Genomic DNA, 14,277 nt, shown 5'->3' with positions numbered 1-14,277 from the left:
GAGCTGACATGACGCATGAATATTACGGATATGATAAGGAAGCGCTTTTAGGAGATCCGAAGATCAGACTGCTTTGTATGAAGGATAACCATGAGGTGTTCCGCCAGATGGCTGAGCAGATGGCAGAAGAGATAAAAAGCCGTAATGCCGCAGGTGAAAAAACTGTATTCATCTGCCCGGTTGGGCCTGTAGGACAGTATCCTTACTTTGTGGATATGGTGAATGGGGGAAATATAAGCTTAAAAAATGTCTGGTTCATCAATATGGACGAGTATCTGGATGAGGAAAAAAGGTGGATTCCCGCAGACCATCCCTTAAGCTTTCGCGGATTTATGGACAGAAACGTTTATTCCAGGATCAGACAGGAGCTTTTGATGCCAAAAGAACAGAGGATATTCCCGGACCCAGACAATCTCTCTTATATTCCAGAGCTTATTGAAAGGCTTGGAGGGGTGGACATGGTCTTTGGAGGCATCGGAATTAACGGCCATGTGGCCTTTAACGAGGCGGATGGAACCTTAAGCGAGGAGGAATTTCTGGCCCAGAAGACAAGAGTCTTAAAAATAAGCCCGGAAACAAGGGCCGCCAATGCCATTGGGGATTTTAACGGGGCGCTGGAGGATATGCCGTCTTACTGTGTCACGGTGGGCATTCATGAGATCGCCCACGGGAGAAAAATCCGTTTGGGCTGTTTCCGCAGCTGGCACAGGGCTGTGGTCAGAAGGGCCGCATATGGGGAGCCGACCTCAGAATTTCCCGTAAGCCTTTTACAAAACCATCCGGATATCACCCTTACGTTTACGGAATACGTAGCAGCATTAACCGACTGACCATCATATAAGACAGGAGAAATAAAAAATGAGCCTGATACCGATGAGGCCTCTTATGGAGGCTTCCATAAAATATGGCTTTGGACAGGGCGGCTTTAACGTAAATGCCGTGGCCCAGGCCAAAGCAGCTATTGAAGTACATGAGATGTTCCGTTCCCCTGCTATTTTACAGGGGGCTGATCTGGCAAATGGATTCATGGGAGGAAACGCTGATTTTCTCAATGCAACCCTGGAAGATAAAAGAATTGGTGCAAGAAACATTGGAAATGCGGTGAAAAAGTACGGTCTGGATTCTGAAATCCCCATTGTTCTCCATTTAGACCACGGCAGGGATTTTGATTCCTGTGTGGCCGCCATTGAAGGAGGTTATACCTCTGTCATGATTGACGGTTCTTCCCTTCCTCTGAAAGAAAACATGGAGCTTACCAGGGAAGTGGTAAGGTATGCCCATAGCAGAGGGGTGAGTGTGGAAGGAGAGCTGGGCGTGCTGGCCGGCGTGGAAGATCACGTATTTTCTGATTCCTCTACCTATACCAACCCTTTGGATGCAGTGGAATTCTTTAAAAAAACCGGCGTGGATGCCCTGGCAATTTCCTATGGCACCATGCACGGGGCGTCAAAAGGAAAGAATGTAAAGCTGCGCAGGGAAATTGTTATTGCAATCAGGGAATGCATGAATCACCTGGGAATTTTCGGCGCCCTGGTTTCCCATGGCTCCTCCACTGTACCGAAATACATTGTAGATGAGATCAATGGCCTTGGAGGAAAACTTTCCAACACGGAAGGCATTTCCATGGAACAGCTTACGGCGGCCATTGGGGCAGGGATCAATAAGATCAACGTGGATACGGATATCCGTCTGGCTGTTACCCGCAACATGAAGGAATTCTTTGAAAAATATCCGGAAAAAAGGAGCAGTGAGTCAATCGGCCCCATTTATGAACGGCTGGAGGCCAGGAAGGAAGCTTTTGATCCCAGGGTGTTCTTGCCTCCCATCATGGATACGGTGATGTATGGCACCATTCCTGATGAGGATACCGCTGCCATTGCGGACTGCGTGGAGCGTGGGGTCAAGGAAGTGGTGGGAACCCTGATCGTAAAGTTCGGTTCCTATGGAAAGGCCCCGCTGGTTGAATGTGTAACTCTTGATGAAATGGCAGAGCGTTATAAGATAATTGATAAATGGCTGTAAAAAAGAGCCGGTTCAGAGAAATGTCTGGATCGGCTTTTTGAAATGGAGGAGAAGAAAGGTATGATAAAAAATCCCCCTCCCCAGACTTCTTTTTTGGGTGTAAACTACAGATACTAAAACACTACGAAAAACAGAGAGGGAAATGGTAAGCATGAGCAGTAAAAAAAAGAACAGTGTGTTAAACCGCATTCCTGCAAGGCTGTGGATGTTTCTGTCGGTTCTGGCAGCGTTTCTGCTTTGGATCTTCGTTGCATCTACGGATGCAGGCGGAGTCATTTTTGCAAAGCCCTGGGAGGTAGTATCAAAACTGATCGGAAAGCTCCAGGATGGAACCTTGTGGCCCCACATTACCATCAGCTTGTTCCGTGTGATCGCAGGCTTTCTCTGCGGCTTTATTGCATCGATCCCCATTGCATTTCTCATGGGCTGGTATGCGCCGTTTCGGAATCTGGTGGCACCCTGGATCCAGTTCGTAAGAAATATTCCGCCCCTGGCGTATATTCCCCTTGTCATCGCAGGGGCAGGAGTGGGAGAAAAGGCAAAGATCATCGTGATCTTTATCGCTTCTTTTCTTGTGCTGGTAGTCACCATTTACCAGGGCGTCTGCAATGTGGATGTGACCTTGATCAAGGCTGCAAAGGTGCTGGGGGCAACGGACCGGGATATATTCTTCCGGGTGGTCATACCGGCGTCCACACCCTTTATTCTGGTGGGGGCCAGACTGGGGCTTTCCGCTTCCTTAACCACTCTGGTGGCCGCGGAGCTGACAGGGGCGTCCAAGGGGCTTGGAATGATGATCCAAAAGGCCCAGGGTTATTACGATATGGCAACCGTACTTATGGGAATTCTGATCATAGGCGTGATCGGTCTTACCTTTGAACAGATTGTAAGATACTTGGAAAGGAAGTTGACCGGATGGCAGGAGACAATGCAGCAGTAAAAGTAAAAATCGATCAAGTGGTAAAAACATATAGTGCCCGCAAGGGAGAGATGACGGCTTTAAACGGGGTCAGCCTTGACATAAAGGAAAATGAATTCATCTGTGTGGTAGGTCCGTCAGGCTGTGGTAAGTCGACTCTGCTAAACATCATAGCCGGACTTTTGGAACCAACGTCTGGAAGCGTATCCGTGGACGGCAAAGCAGTGGAGGGCCCGGGGCCGGAGCGGGGGGTGGTGTTCCAGCAATACGCCTTATTTCCATGGCTCACAGTGCTTAAAAATGTGGAATTCGGCTTAGCGCTTAAGGGGATCAAGGGAGAGCAGGCCAGGGAAGAAGCCATGAAATATTTAAGAATGGTGGATTTAGAGCCGTTTGCAGGAGCTTATCCCAAGGAACTGTCCGGCGGCATGAAGCAGAGGGTCGCCATAGCCAGGGCCTATGCGGTAAATCCCCAGGTACTTCTTTTGGACGAGCCATTTGGTGCCTTGGATGCCCAAACCAGAACCCAGCTTCAGACGGAACTTTTATCCACCTGGCAGAAAGAGCGGAAAACCTGCTTTTTTATCACTCATGATGTGGACGAAGCCATTATTCTGGCCCAAAAGGTTATCATTATGAGTGCCAGGCCCGGGCGCATTAAAGAGATCGTGGAGATTGGGATCCCATATCCAAGGACCCAGGAAACAAAGATGACTCCGGAATTTTTGGAGTTAAAAAATTATATATGGTCCCAGGTGTATCAGGAATATCTGGAGATCAGGAAATAGGAGGAGAAAGGAATGAAGAAAAGGATTTCGTTACTCATGGGGATGGTAATTGCAGCAGCAGCTCTGACCGCATGCTCAGGCGGGGCACAGACTCCTGCAACAACGGCAGCGGAGACAAAGACAGAAGAGACGAAAGCGGAGGAGACAAAAGCAGAGGAAACTAAGGCAGAGGAAACAAAAGCTTTTGAGACCGCAAAGCTCCGGGTCGCTTATATGCCCAACATGGGAAGCGCCTCTCTGGCTGTTACGGCAAAGGAAAAAGGCTATTTTAAGGAAATGGGGCTGGAAGTGGAGATGGTGGAATTCCAGGGTGGCCCTGCCGAAATCGCGGCAATGGCTTCCGGGGATATTGATATATCCCAGATCGGACACGGGGCACATGCTCTCTGCGCATCGGGGGAAGCGGTGATTTTCCAGATCGACTGTACCAGCCTTGCTGATGCTGTCATCGGCAATAAGACAAAAGGGGTTAACACCATTGAAGATTTAAAGGGCAAAAAGGTGGCCGTTACCAGCGGAACCTCTGCGGAAATCATTTTGAACCTGGCTCTTAAGTCTAAGGGAATGACAACGGATGACGTGGAACTGGTGGAAATGGATGCCAACGGCACCGTATCTGCCGTGATCAGCGGCAATGTGGATGCATGCGCCACCTGGTCACCTGGAACCGGAACCATTATGAAAGCCCTTGGAGACAACGGAGTCATGCTGGCAAATAACCAGGATTTTCTAGACCAGGTCACATTCCCGTCGAGTTTTATTACCACACAGAAATTTGCTGATTCCAACCATGATGTTCTGGTGCGCTTTGCAAGGGCCCTTCAAAAAGCCGGGGATTACCGGGCAGAGAATATTGATGAGGTTGCAAAGTTGGTTGCAAAGCAGTGTGAGGTTGATGAGGCCGTCATGCTGGCAGGCACGGAAGAAGGAAACTGGCTGACAGGAGAATTTATGGGAAAAGCTCTGTCGGATGGGACCATCAAAGCCTATTATGAGAACCAGCAGAAAGTATTCTTAGACGCAGGCCGTCTGGAGCAGCCGGTAGATGTAAACAAGTATGTTCTCTTTGACATCATGCAGGAAGCATATGATGAAAACCACAAATAAAACATATGGGTGATTGTAAATGGAGGTATCTGTAAATAACAGGGCACCTCCATTTACGGCACTTAAAATTTAACCGGATCAAGTAAGTCCCCCACTTCAAATGCGGAAAGCATTAAGTGGTGTGTGGGGACTTGCTTGTGTCAGGTGGAGTACAAGCTCCACCTGACAGGCAGCGATAGCTGCTATTCGGTTATGAGCAAGTAGCGAAGCGGAGTGCGAATATCCGCTTGACGAACGATACGGGGTGAAATCATGCTGTTTGTTGTTCTGTTTTTTATTTTATCCTCCTCTATAGCGATTTTTTTCCTTAGAAGAGACAAACAGACCAGGCTGATGCTGGGGCTTTGCGTCAGCTTTGTCTGCATGTTTATCGGGATTATCATTTACTTATCAAAGACAGGAGGGCTGCAGACAGGGCAGAAGTTTTTCCTTTTTTTCGATCTCAGGATACAAAGGAAGCTGTCCTACATGGTTTTTCCCTTAAAGAAGCTGGGATATATGATCGCCATGGGAAGAACCCTGTTTCCCGGGTTTCTGCTTATGCTGGCCTTTGATTATTCCATGATACCCTGGATTCTTCGGAGCAAATCCCGGCATATTTTAATCATGGTCCTGCCCTGTCTGACCTTGGTCCTCTACTATCCCTCCCTGTTTTTGGGGCTGATAAAATGGGGGAAATGGCTGCAGTTTCTGGCCATCAATTTTACGATTTTATGGATCGCCTGTTACCTTGCGGCGGCTTTGTGGCTGCTGCTTCATGAGTACAAAAGCATTACCATTCCCTACTGCAAAAGGCAGTTCCGCTATATTATGGTGTTTTTGATCTGCATGGGGATCATGTACTGCTTTTATTTCCGTCAGGATCCCATCCAGGTATATCAGATGTATTCCGCAGAGTATATGCGTTTTGGAGGGCTTCTTTATTCCACAACGGCAAGCGGAGCCGTCAGCCGGTGGATGATTCTGTCGGTGTTCACCACACTGTTTGGAATTCTGGGATTCTTAAGCCTTAAATCCTATTCTGTCATGGAACATGAGGAGACCAGAGGGGATGTGATCATCCAGAAGAAGATGGACATGGCCAGCAAGGGCCTTTCCGTATTTGTTCATGGCATGAAAAACCAGCTGCTGTCCAACCGGGTCCTTCAGGAACGGATCAGGGAAGAGCTTGAAAAGTCTGACCCTGATAAGGGGAAGCTTCTGGAATATTCCCATATGCTTGAAACCATTAACCAGAATATGATAAACCGGATGGAGGAATTATATAAGAGCATTAAGTCCAGCTACATGACCCTGGTGCCAACGGAAACGTCGGAGGTGGTCCGCAGGGTTCTGGAACGCTTTCATGAGAAATATCCGGATGCAGCGGTAGAAACGGCCATTGAGGCCAAAACCCTGGTCCTGGCAGACGCCGTTCATTTAAGCGAAGCCCTTTATAACCTGGCAATCAATGGGTATGAAAGCATTCTGGAATCCGGCAGGCAGGAAAGGCGCTTAAGCATAAAGGTGCATCATGAGCGGCTGTATGTGACTTTTGAGATCAGGGATAACGGAAGAGGGATGTCCAGGCAGGTCCAGAAAAAGATATTTGATCCCTTTTATACCAGCAAGAATACCAATAATAACTGGGGCCTGGGGCTGTATTATGTGAGACAGATCGTTAAGAACCATTTTGGAATGCTGAAACTGGAAAGTGCAGAGGGAGAGGGGACAACCTTTTTTGTTGCCATACCCAAATGCAAAAGCCAGGATGAATATGGAAGGGGAATAGGATGATAAAGGTGCTGATCGCAGAGGATTTTACCATACTTTGTGATGATTTAAAAAAGCAGCTGGAGAGGGATGGGGAGATAAAGGTGATCGGCTGCGCTTCCACCGGAAAGGAAATCGTGGAAATGGCCCTGGAGCTGGATGCAGATGTGATTTTGATGGACATTGAGATGGAAACCATGAACGCCGGGATACTGGCAGCCGAACGCATCCGGGATGTAAAACATGATCAGAAGATCATTTATCTGACCGTACACGAGACCGAGGAGATCATCATTACGGCCATGGGAACCGGGGCCGTGGATTATGTTGTGAAGGGAGGGGCAATCGAACATGTAATAGAGCATGTAAAAAATGCTCATATGGGAAAGCCTGTAATGGAAGCGAGAATACAGAAAACCATTATGAACGAATACAAACGGCTTCAGCGTTCTGAGCGGAGCCTGCTGTATTTTATTAATAACGTTTCCCAGCTGACCGCCGCGGAGCGGGAGCTGGTGAAGCTTCTTTTGGAGGACAGGAAGATAAAGGAAATTGCGGGGATCCGCTGTGTGGAGATCATAACCGTCAAAACCCAGATAAAAAGCCTTTTGCGAAAATTCGGCTGCAGCAGATCAAAGGAGATTGTTTCCATTATCAGGGAATTAAACTTATCCCATTTATTTGAGGAGCAAACGTTTGGTTAAATAGAATGGAATCTTTGCAGAAATTATGATATGATGAAAGCATAAAACGCGAAAAAGACGGCGGTCTTAGAAAGGGGAAAGGAGAAGTTTGATGAAAACGTTATTTAAAAACGGACGGTTTTATCAGAACGGCAGCTTTGCCTTGGGGGACTTACTGGCCGGGAATGGAATGATACTGGAGACAGGGAAAATTCAGGGAGAAGAGGGTGCCGTTGTTTATGATCTGGAAGGAAAGCCGGTAGTTCCGGGATTTATTGATATCCACACCCATGGGGCCGCAGGAGTCGATGTAAACACGGCAACGGCAGAGGATTATGAAACGATCTGCCGTTTTTTTGCTGCCCAGGGAACCACTGCATGGCTGGGATCAGTGCTTACGGATACCAGGGAGCAGACCCTTTGGTGTATAGAAGAGTATAAGAAATGGAAGACCCGGGAGCATAAAGGAGCAGAGCTTTTGGGAATCCATCTGGAAGGCCCATTCCTTTCTCCGGAATATAAGGGAGCTATGCCGGAGCATCTGCTTAGGAATGGGGACTTAGAGCTTATAAAGGAATACCAGAAGGCGGCGGAGGGGGACATTAAATATATCACATTGTCGCCGGAGGTGGAGGGAAATATTGCCATGATCCCGGAATTAAAAAGCCTTGGGATCCAGGTGGCCATCGGCCATTCGGGTGCTGATTACCATACGGCCAATGAAGCCATTAAAGCAGGAGCCAGAGGGGCTACCCATACGGGAAACGCCATGAAGCTACTGCACCAGCATTTCCCGGCCATCTGGGGCGCTGTGCTGGAGTCTGACGATGTGTTCTGCGAGATCATCTGTGACGGCCTTCATCTCCATCCAGGAACGGTACGGCTGATCATCAAGACCAAGGGCCTGGACCGGGTGGTGGCGGTTACGGATTCCATCATGGCAGCAGGGCTTCCTGATGGGAATTATAAGCTGGGAGTGAATGATGTGGTGGTGGAGCATGGGGATGCCAGACTGGCTTTTGGCGGAAGCCGTGCGGGAAGCACGCTGACCATGGGAAGAGCCTTAAAGAATATTCAGGAGTATACGGGAAGACCTCTTAAGGAAGTTCTCCGGCTTTTTTCGGAAAATCCGGCGAAGCTGCTGGGCGTTTATGACAGGATGGGGTCCATTGAGGCAGGAAAGGAAGCGAACCTGGTGGTGCTTGATGAGGACTGTTGTGTTTTAAAGACGATTGTACGGGGAAGAGAATGCCGCTGATGCGGGCTAGAAGGGACTTGAAAAAATGAGCGGTTATTTGTACATATTGTTTCTGTTGATCAGCTTTGGTGCCTCCGTTGCAGGGGCCATCTGCGGAATCGGAGGAGGTGTCATCATTAAGCCTACCCTGGACGCATTTGGAGTGCTCAGCGTATCCGCCATAAGTTTTCTGTCGGGCTGTACCGTGCTTGCCATGACCTGTTATTCTGTGATCAAGGGAAAAATGAGCGGAGAATCCCTGGTGGATATGAAGACAGGGACTCCTCTTGCCATAGGGGCGGCTCTGGGCGGAGTTGCGGGAAAGTCCATGTTCCAGGCTGTTTCTTCCCTGTTTGCAGACAAGGATACGGTGGGAGCGGTCCAGGCGGCCTGCCTTCTGGTGATCACTCTCGGAACGCTGATCTATACCATAAAAAAGGACAGGATTCACACACATCATGTGACACAGCCTGTGATCTGCGTGGTGATCGGACTGGTGCTGGGGATATTTTCCTCATTTCTGGGAATCGGAGGAGGCCCCATCAACCTGGTGGTGCTGTTTTACTTTTTTTCCATGGATACGAAAACGGCTGCTCAGAATTCCCTGTACATCATCCTGTTTTCTCAGATTACAGGGATTCTGAATTCTCTCATGACCGGAACGGTTCCGGAATTTTCCATGGGACTTCTGGTGCTTATGGTGGCTGGAGGGATCTTAGGCGGGGTAACCGGCCGGGCTGTTAACAAAAGGATCCATGAGAGGGTAGTGGATAAGCTGTTCCTGGTTTTGATGGTGATCATCATTGGAATCAATCTGTATAACATTTATCAGTTTATGTAAGCCGCGGGGCTGTTGCGGATAGGATCCGTTTCAGCTCTTTTTATGCGGACAACCAGCCAAGTGAACATACGAATCTGTTATCAGGAAAGGAGATCTGATGGAACGAATATTTGTTGTGGCCCTGTCAGCTTTGCTGGGAGGTTTTGCCCAGGCTGTCACAGGCTTTGGAGGGGCGATCATTATCATGATTTTTCTTCCGCTCATCCTGTCCATGAATGCGGCTCCTGCCTTAAGTGACGTAATCACCATGGTGCTGTCCTTTTCCATGTTCTGGAGGTATCGGAAGTCAGTAAGGCTAAAACCCATTCTCCTTCCGGCCGGAATTTATCTGGCGGCCAGCACAGCTGCCATCCACTGGTCTGCGTATTTTGACGGGAGGAAGCTGAAGGGGATCTTTGGCCTGTTTCTCATAGGGCTGTCCCTTTACTTCTTCTTTTTTTCAGGAAAAGCAAGAGTAAAGCACTCTCCTTTCGTGGGAGCGGTCTGCGGGCTTGCGGCAGGAATATGCGGTGGTTTTTTTGGGATCAGCGGGCCGCCCATGAGCCTTTATTATCTGGCTGCCATGGAGAAAAAAGAGGAATACTTAGGGACGCTGAACGCATTTTTTTCCATTACGGTGGTTTTTAACATCATCGCCAGAATCTCCAATGGATTCCTGACAAAGAATCTGATTCCCTATATGGGTGTTGGGATCGTGGCGATCCTCGTTGGAAGCACCTGGGGCAGCAGGCTGGTGGAGCGGATCGACCGTAAGACCATGAGCATGTGCGTTTATGGGCTTATGGCAGTAGCCGGAATTGTGGCTGTGCTGTAAGAAACATAAAAAAGAGGAAGGGGTATCTTGACAAAGGTTTAGAAATATGGTAAATAACTAATATACACACGAGTTTACATTGAAAAGTATTGTGCAATATTTCGGAGTATTGGAGGGTAAAGATGAAAACAAAACTAAATGCGGGGTTTGTCACCACCTATTCCGGCAGGTGGCCCATGGAGGTCCCGGAACAGAGAAACCGGGAATATGGGGACTGGCTGGCCGAAAACCTGCCTATGGCCCGGATCATAAGGGCTTCTGTCTTAGGCTGCAGCCGGGAAACAGTAGAGCAGGTTACAGAGGAATTTAAGAAACAGGATGTGGATGTAATTGTTCTGGTTTATGGTGCGTTTACAGGAGATGATGTGGCTTCCTATCTGGCGGAGATGGTGAAGGTGCCGATCATTTTATGGGCGCCCTATGAGGTACCATTTGAAAAGGATGACAGGCTTTATTCCAATGCCCTCTGTTCCATGACCATGAACGCGGCTGCAATCAGAAAGCTGGGGGCCTCCTATCATACCGTATACGGAAGCCTGGAAGATGAAAGGGCAGCGGAAAAGGTCAAAAATCTGATCAGGGCCTATGGTGTGGTCAAAGCCTTAAGGCACACCAATCTGGGACTTTTGGGATACCGGCCTACGGCCTTTTATAACTGCAGCTTTGATGAAAGCCTGATCCGCAGGACCTTTGGGGTGAAGATCGAAGAAACCGATTTAAAGGTGGTGTTTGACCGGATGGAAGGGCTCTCTGAAGAGGGCTGGAAGGCGGACATGGAGAATATGTCCTCCCAATACGATACGACCCAGCTCCCAAAGGGGCATTTGGAGAACCATTCCAGGCTGTATCTGGCTCTTAAGGAGGTCATGAAAGATCAGAAATATGATTTTGCGGCTATTAAATGCTGGCCTGAAATGGGAAATCTCCATGCAACCCCCTGTGCAGTCCTTGGACGGCTGGCAGACGAGGGGATCAACATCGGCTGTGAGGGAGATGTGGATGCGGAGCTGGCACAGATGACGGAATACTATCTTACGGGAAAGCCCAGCTTTATTACTGACTTAATCAACATTGATGAAAAGGAAAATGTGATCACCTTCTGGCATTGCGGAAACGCTGCTCCGTCTTTATGCAACCAGGACTATCAGGTCCAGATCAGAAATCATCCTCTGGCAGGGCAGGGCACTGCGTTTTACGGAGCCTTAAAGCCCGGAGAAGTGACCATTGCAAGATTCTGCAACATAGACGGAGGCTATAAGCTGTTTCTCATGAGAGGAGAGGCGGTGCCCCTGGACCGGTATACAAAAGGAATCATGGCAAATATAAAGGTGAAACGCCCTGTAAGGGAAGTCATAGAAGGAATCATCGCAGAGGGGATCCCCCACCATTACAGCATTGTGTGGGAGGATGTGGCGGATGCCATGAAGCAGGTATGCGCCCTGTTGGACATTCCTGTCATTGAAATGTAGCCTGGAAATAAACGTTGACACCATTTGTACCGTCCGGGTATAATGAGAAATATACATACGAGTTTATAGTAAGGAGACGGGACAATGGGTCAGAACGGCGAACGGGTGACAAGATCAGATGTGGCGAAGGCAGCAGGAGTCAGCGAGACGATCGTATCCTATGTGATCAATAATAACCGCTATGTGGCAAAGGAAAAGCGGCAGAGGGTGGAAGAAGCCATTGCAGCCCTCCACTACAGGCCCAATAACGTTGCCAGGGCTTTGAAGGGAAAACGAAGCAACCAGCTTCTTTTCATTGCGGACCAGATCACCAACGAATATTTCAGCCGGATCGTCAGCGAAATGGATAAGTACGCCTATGAGGCCGGATTCCTGATTTCCCTGTGCGCCAACCGGAATACGCCGGAATTCGTTTCTCAGGTCATCAGCCGCCAGTACGACGGCATCATCATCAGCTCTATCAGCTTTCCCATGGAGTATGTGGAGTCCTTCAGCAGAGCGGGAATCCCGGTTTTGCTGTTTGAGCACAGAACTCATGGCAGGCTTCCGGAAAATGTGGCTACTCTTGCTTCCGGCCTATATTCTGGAGCCAGAATGGCAGTAAAGCATCTGGTTGACAGGGGAAAGAGGCATATCATTTATATTGACCGAATCAGCAGAAAGGGAAATGTAAGCGGTCCTACGGATCTGCGTTTAAGCGGATATCTGGATGAGATGAGAGAAAGCGGGCTTTGGGCCGGTGAAGACACGGTGATTGCGGGCTGCCACTCGGAAGAGGAACTGGCGGAGGCTGTTGTAAAATATTTAAAGGCTCATAAGGAAACCGGCGGGATCGTAGGGCGGAATGATATGGTGGCCTGCATCGCCATGTACGCGGCTGTGGGTTATGGAAAGAGAGTTCCGCAGGATATGGGAGTGGTGGGATTTGATAATTCCAGCATCAGCAGGTTTTGTTTTCCCAGGCTTACTACTCTGGAAATGCAGCGGGAGGCCATAAGCAGGACAGTCATTGATATGATGGTCCAGATGATCGGAGGAAAACAGCCGGAAAATGCAAAGTTTGAAACAAGGCTGATTGTAAGAGAAAGCACATAAACGTTTTATTTTGGGGAAAAACACAGATTAATCCGGGAGGTTATACACACGAGTGTACAAAGGGAATACCAGGCTGATATTGCCCCCGGTAAATCTGGTTTTAATAGAACAAGGCGAGTCATAAAGAAAGAGAGGGTATTTTATGAAAAAAAGAAGACTAGCAGCGTTGGCACTGGCCGGTATCATGGCGCTCACAACCGGTTGTTCCGGCGGAGGAAAGACAGAAGCAGTCACATCAGCAGGGGAGACGAAAGCAGAGGCAAAGGCAGAGGCAGAAACAAAAGCCCAGGATTCAGGAAGCAAGGAGCCCATCACCTTAAAGATTGCCAATTATGCGGTGCTGGAAAAGGGGTATGATGAGTTCTGGAAAAATGTGAAGGAAGGTTTTGAGGCAAAGTATCCCAATGTGACCATTGAATGGGTCACCGCTCCCTACGGGGAAATCTTAAACCAGGTCATCAACATGGCAGGCGGCGGAGACCGGGTGGACTGTGTTTTCAGTGAGATGATCTGGATTCCTGCGCTGGTGGATGCCGGTCTTGCGGCTCCCATGAAGGATGTGGTTGATGAAGACTTTTTAAATGACTATTATCCCAATATCCTGGAAGCCCATAAGGTTGATGGAGAGGTTTACGGCGTACCGCTTTACGTGTCTCCTTCCCTTTTGTTCTACAACAAGAACTTATTTGAAAAGGCCGGCCTTGATCCAAACAAGCCGCCTAAGACCTATGAAGAAATGCTTTCCATGGCGGAAAAGCTGTCAGGGCTCACTACGGACGACGGAAATAAGGTATATGCATTCGGTCAGCCCACTGCATCAGTAATCGTTATCGGATCCTCCATTCAGGCCTTTGCCGCAAACTTCGGGGGTTATGTCTTTGATGAGAACGAAAAGCTGAATGTGGAAAACGAAGGCCTGAAGGAAGCTCTTGAAATGCTGAAGCTTCTTGATGAAAAAGGCTATAATCCCCAGAATGCCAAGCCAAAGGATTTGAGAAACTTATTTGCCCTGGGACAGCTTGCCATGTATTATGACAATTCATGGGGCTTTAACGGTGCCAGATCCATCAATCCGGAAGTGGTGAACTTTGCAGCTGCAGCAGAGCCTTTAAAGGGCGGAAACGGAGATGGAGCTTCCACCTTACAATCCCATTGTTTTGTAGCGGTTGACAACGGGCCGGAACGTGTGGAAGCGGTAAAGGACTTTATCCAGTACGTGATCACGCCGGATATTTTAAATGACTATATTGCCAATATTGCCCCGGCCCTTCCCGCAAAAAATGCCATGAAGGACATGGAAGCAGTAAAGAACAGCCCGATTTTAAACGGAGCAGGAAATTCCGTGGAAAAGGCAGAGCCGGTACTGATGTTCCCAACCCTGTCTGATTTTAACTTAGAGCTGTGCGCATTGGCTCAGGCGGTAACTGTAGGGGGAGAAGATGTGGACACTGCCCTGAAAAACTTCCAGAATTCAGTGCAGCCTTTGCTTCCGTAACAAACGGACAGTGATTTAACTTCATCAGGCAGCAAAGGGGATTGCGAATATCCCA

Annotated in this window: 13 protein-coding genes; all 13 read left to right on the top strand. The window is 48.6% G+C overall.

Annotated features, from left to right (window positions below; genetic code table 11):
- Window positions 1-8: 8 nt before the first annotated feature.
- The 13 genes from K401_RS0106650 to K401_RS0106590 all read left to right on the top strand — a co-directional run bounded on the left by K401_RS0106650 (window position 9) and on the right by K401_RS0106590 (window position 14,222).
- Window positions 9-830: a sugar phosphate isomerase family gene (locus tag K401_RS0106650; RefSeq protein ID WP_024292222.1), complete on the top strand. Its 822-nt coding sequence runs from the start codon at window positions 9-11 to the stop codon at window positions 828-830.
- A gap of 28 nt (window positions 831-858) precedes the next feature.
- Window positions 859-2,022 (top strand): class II fructose-bisphosphate aldolase, encoded by a 1,164-nt coding sequence (locus tag K401_RS0106645; RefSeq protein ID WP_024292221.1) that lies wholly within the window; start codon window positions 859-861, stop codon window positions 2,020-2,022.
- A gap of 151 nt (window positions 2,023-2,173) precedes the next feature.
- Complete coding sequence (locus K401_RS0106640; RefSeq protein ID WP_024292220.1) at window positions 2,174-2,962, top strand: ABC transporter permease; 789 nt, start codon at window positions 2,174-2,176, stop codon at window positions 2,960-2,962.
- The gene (locus tag K401_RS0106635) at window positions 2,938-3,729 is read left to right on the top strand and encodes an ABC transporter ATP-binding protein (protein WP_024292219.1); all 792 of its coding nucleotides are present in this window, start codon (window positions 2,938-2,940) and stop codon (window positions 3,727-3,729) included. The genes K401_RS0106640 and K401_RS0106635 overlap by 25 nt, the downstream gene beginning before the upstream one ends.
- Before the next feature lie 12 nt (window positions 3,730-3,741).
- Window positions 3,742-4,836, top strand: a complete 1,095-nt coding sequence (locus K401_RS0106630; protein ID WP_024292218.1) for an ABC transporter substrate-binding protein — start codon at window positions 3,742-3,744, stop codon at window positions 4,834-4,836.
- Window positions 4,837-5,088: 252 nt separating this feature from the next.
- Complete coding sequence (locus K401_RS0106625; RefSeq protein WP_024292217.1) at window positions 5,089-6,612, top strand: sensor histidine kinase; 1,524 nt, start codon at window positions 5,089-5,091, stop codon at window positions 6,610-6,612.
- Window positions 6,609-7,292 carry a response regulator gene (locus K401_RS0106620; RefSeq protein WP_024292216.1) on the top strand — a complete coding sequence of 228 codons (684 nt, stop codon included), beginning with the start codon at window positions 6,609-6,611 and terminating at the stop codon, window positions 7,290-7,292. The genes K401_RS0106625 and K401_RS0106620 overlap by 4 nt, the downstream gene beginning before the upstream one ends.
- 91 nt (window positions 7,293-7,383) lie before the next feature.
- Window positions 7,384-8,529 (top strand): N-acetylglucosamine-6-phosphate deacetylase, encoded by a 1,146-nt coding sequence (gene nagA / locus K401_RS0106615; RefSeq protein WP_024292215.1) that lies wholly within the window; start codon window positions 7,384-7,386, stop codon window positions 8,527-8,529.
- A gap of 25 nt (window positions 8,530-8,554) precedes the next feature.
- Window positions 8,555-9,349 (top strand): sulfite exporter TauE/SafE family protein, encoded by a 795-nt coding sequence (locus K401_RS0106610; RefSeq protein WP_024292214.1) that lies wholly within the window; start codon window positions 8,555-8,557, stop codon window positions 9,347-9,349.
- Between the two features lie 97 nt (window positions 9,350-9,446).
- Complete coding sequence (locus K401_RS0106605; RefSeq protein ID WP_024292213.1) at window positions 9,447-10,163, top strand: sulfite exporter TauE/SafE family protein; 717 nt, start codon at window positions 9,447-9,449, stop codon at window positions 10,161-10,163.
- Window positions 10,164-10,285: 122 nt separating this feature from the next.
- Window positions 10,286-11,632, top strand: a complete 1,347-nt coding sequence (locus K401_RS0106600; protein ID WP_024292212.1) for an L-fucose/L-arabinose isomerase family protein — start codon at window positions 10,286-10,288, stop codon at window positions 11,630-11,632.
- 84 nt (window positions 11,633-11,716) lie between these two features.
- Window positions 11,717-12,727, top strand: coding sequence for a LacI family DNA-binding transcriptional regulator (locus K401_RS0106595; RefSeq protein ID WP_024292211.1), 1,011 nt, complete (start codon window positions 11,717-11,719; stop codon window positions 12,725-12,727).
- A 142-nt stretch (window positions 12,728-12,869) separates the two neighbouring features.
- Window positions 12,870-14,222: an ABC transporter substrate-binding protein gene (locus K401_RS0106590; RefSeq protein ID WP_024292210.1), complete on the top strand. Its 1,353-nt coding sequence runs from the start codon at window positions 12,870-12,872 to the stop codon at window positions 14,220-14,222.
- The last annotated feature ends 55 nt before the right edge of the window (window positions 14,223-14,277 follow it).

Source organism: Lacrimispora indolis DSM 755, from assembly GCF_000526995.1.
GTDB lineage: Bacteria > Bacillota > Clostridia > Lachnospirales > Lachnospiraceae > Lacrimispora > Lacrimispora indolis.
The sequence above is the reverse complement of the archived record's forward strand: the minus strand, read 5'-3'. Positions and strand labels throughout refer to the sequence as shown.

Excerpts from the sequence above, each read along its gene's own strand:
- K401_RS0106620 (WP_024292216.1), top strand. The coding sequence starts at position 6,609 with ATGATAAAGGTGCTGATCGCAGAGGATTTTACCATACTTTGTGATGAT.
- K401_RS0106595 (WP_024292211.1), top strand. The coding sequence starts at position 11,717 with ATGGGTCAGAACGGCGAACGGGTGACAAGATCAGATGTGGCGAAGGCA.
- K401_RS0106650 (WP_024292222.1), top strand. The coding sequence starts at position 9 with ATGACGCATGAATATTACGGATATGATAAGGAAGCGCTTTTAGGAGAT.
- K401_RS0106605 (WP_024292213.1), top strand. The coding sequence starts at position 9,447 with ATGGAACGAATATTTGTTGTGGCCCTGTCAGCTTTGCTGGGAGGTTTT.
- K401_RS0106630 (WP_024292218.1), top strand. The coding sequence starts at position 3,742 with ATGAAGAAAAGGATTTCGTTACTCATGGGGATGGTAATTGCAGCAGCA.
- K401_RS0106635 (WP_024292219.1), top strand. The coding sequence starts at position 2,938 with ATGGCAGGAGACAATGCAGCAGTAAAAGTAAAAATCGATCAAGTGGTA.
- K401_RS0106645 (WP_024292221.1), top strand. The coding sequence starts at position 859 with ATGAGCCTGATACCGATGAGGCCTCTTATGGAGGCTTCCATAAAATAT.
- K401_RS0106625 (WP_024292217.1), top strand. The coding sequence starts at position 5,089 with ATGCTGTTTGTTGTTCTGTTTTTTATTTTATCCTCCTCTATAGCGATT.
- K401_RS0106590 (WP_024292210.1), top strand. The coding sequence starts at position 12,870 with ATGAAAAAAAGAAGACTAGCAGCGTTGGCACTGGCCGGTATCATGGCG.
- K401_RS0106600 (WP_024292212.1), top strand. The coding sequence starts at position 10,286 with ATGAAAACAAAACTAAATGCGGGGTTTGTCACCACCTATTCCGGCAGG.
- K401_RS0106610 (WP_024292214.1), top strand. The coding sequence starts at position 8,555 with ATGAGCGGTTATTTGTACATATTGTTTCTGTTGATCAGCTTTGGTGCC.
- K401_RS0106640 (WP_024292220.1), top strand. The coding sequence starts at position 2,174 with ATGAGCAGTAAAAAAAAGAACAGTGTGTTAAACCGCATTCCTGCAAGG.
- nagA (WP_024292215.1), top strand. The coding sequence starts at position 7,384 with ATGAAAACGTTATTTAAAAACGGACGGTTTTATCAGAACGGCAGCTTT.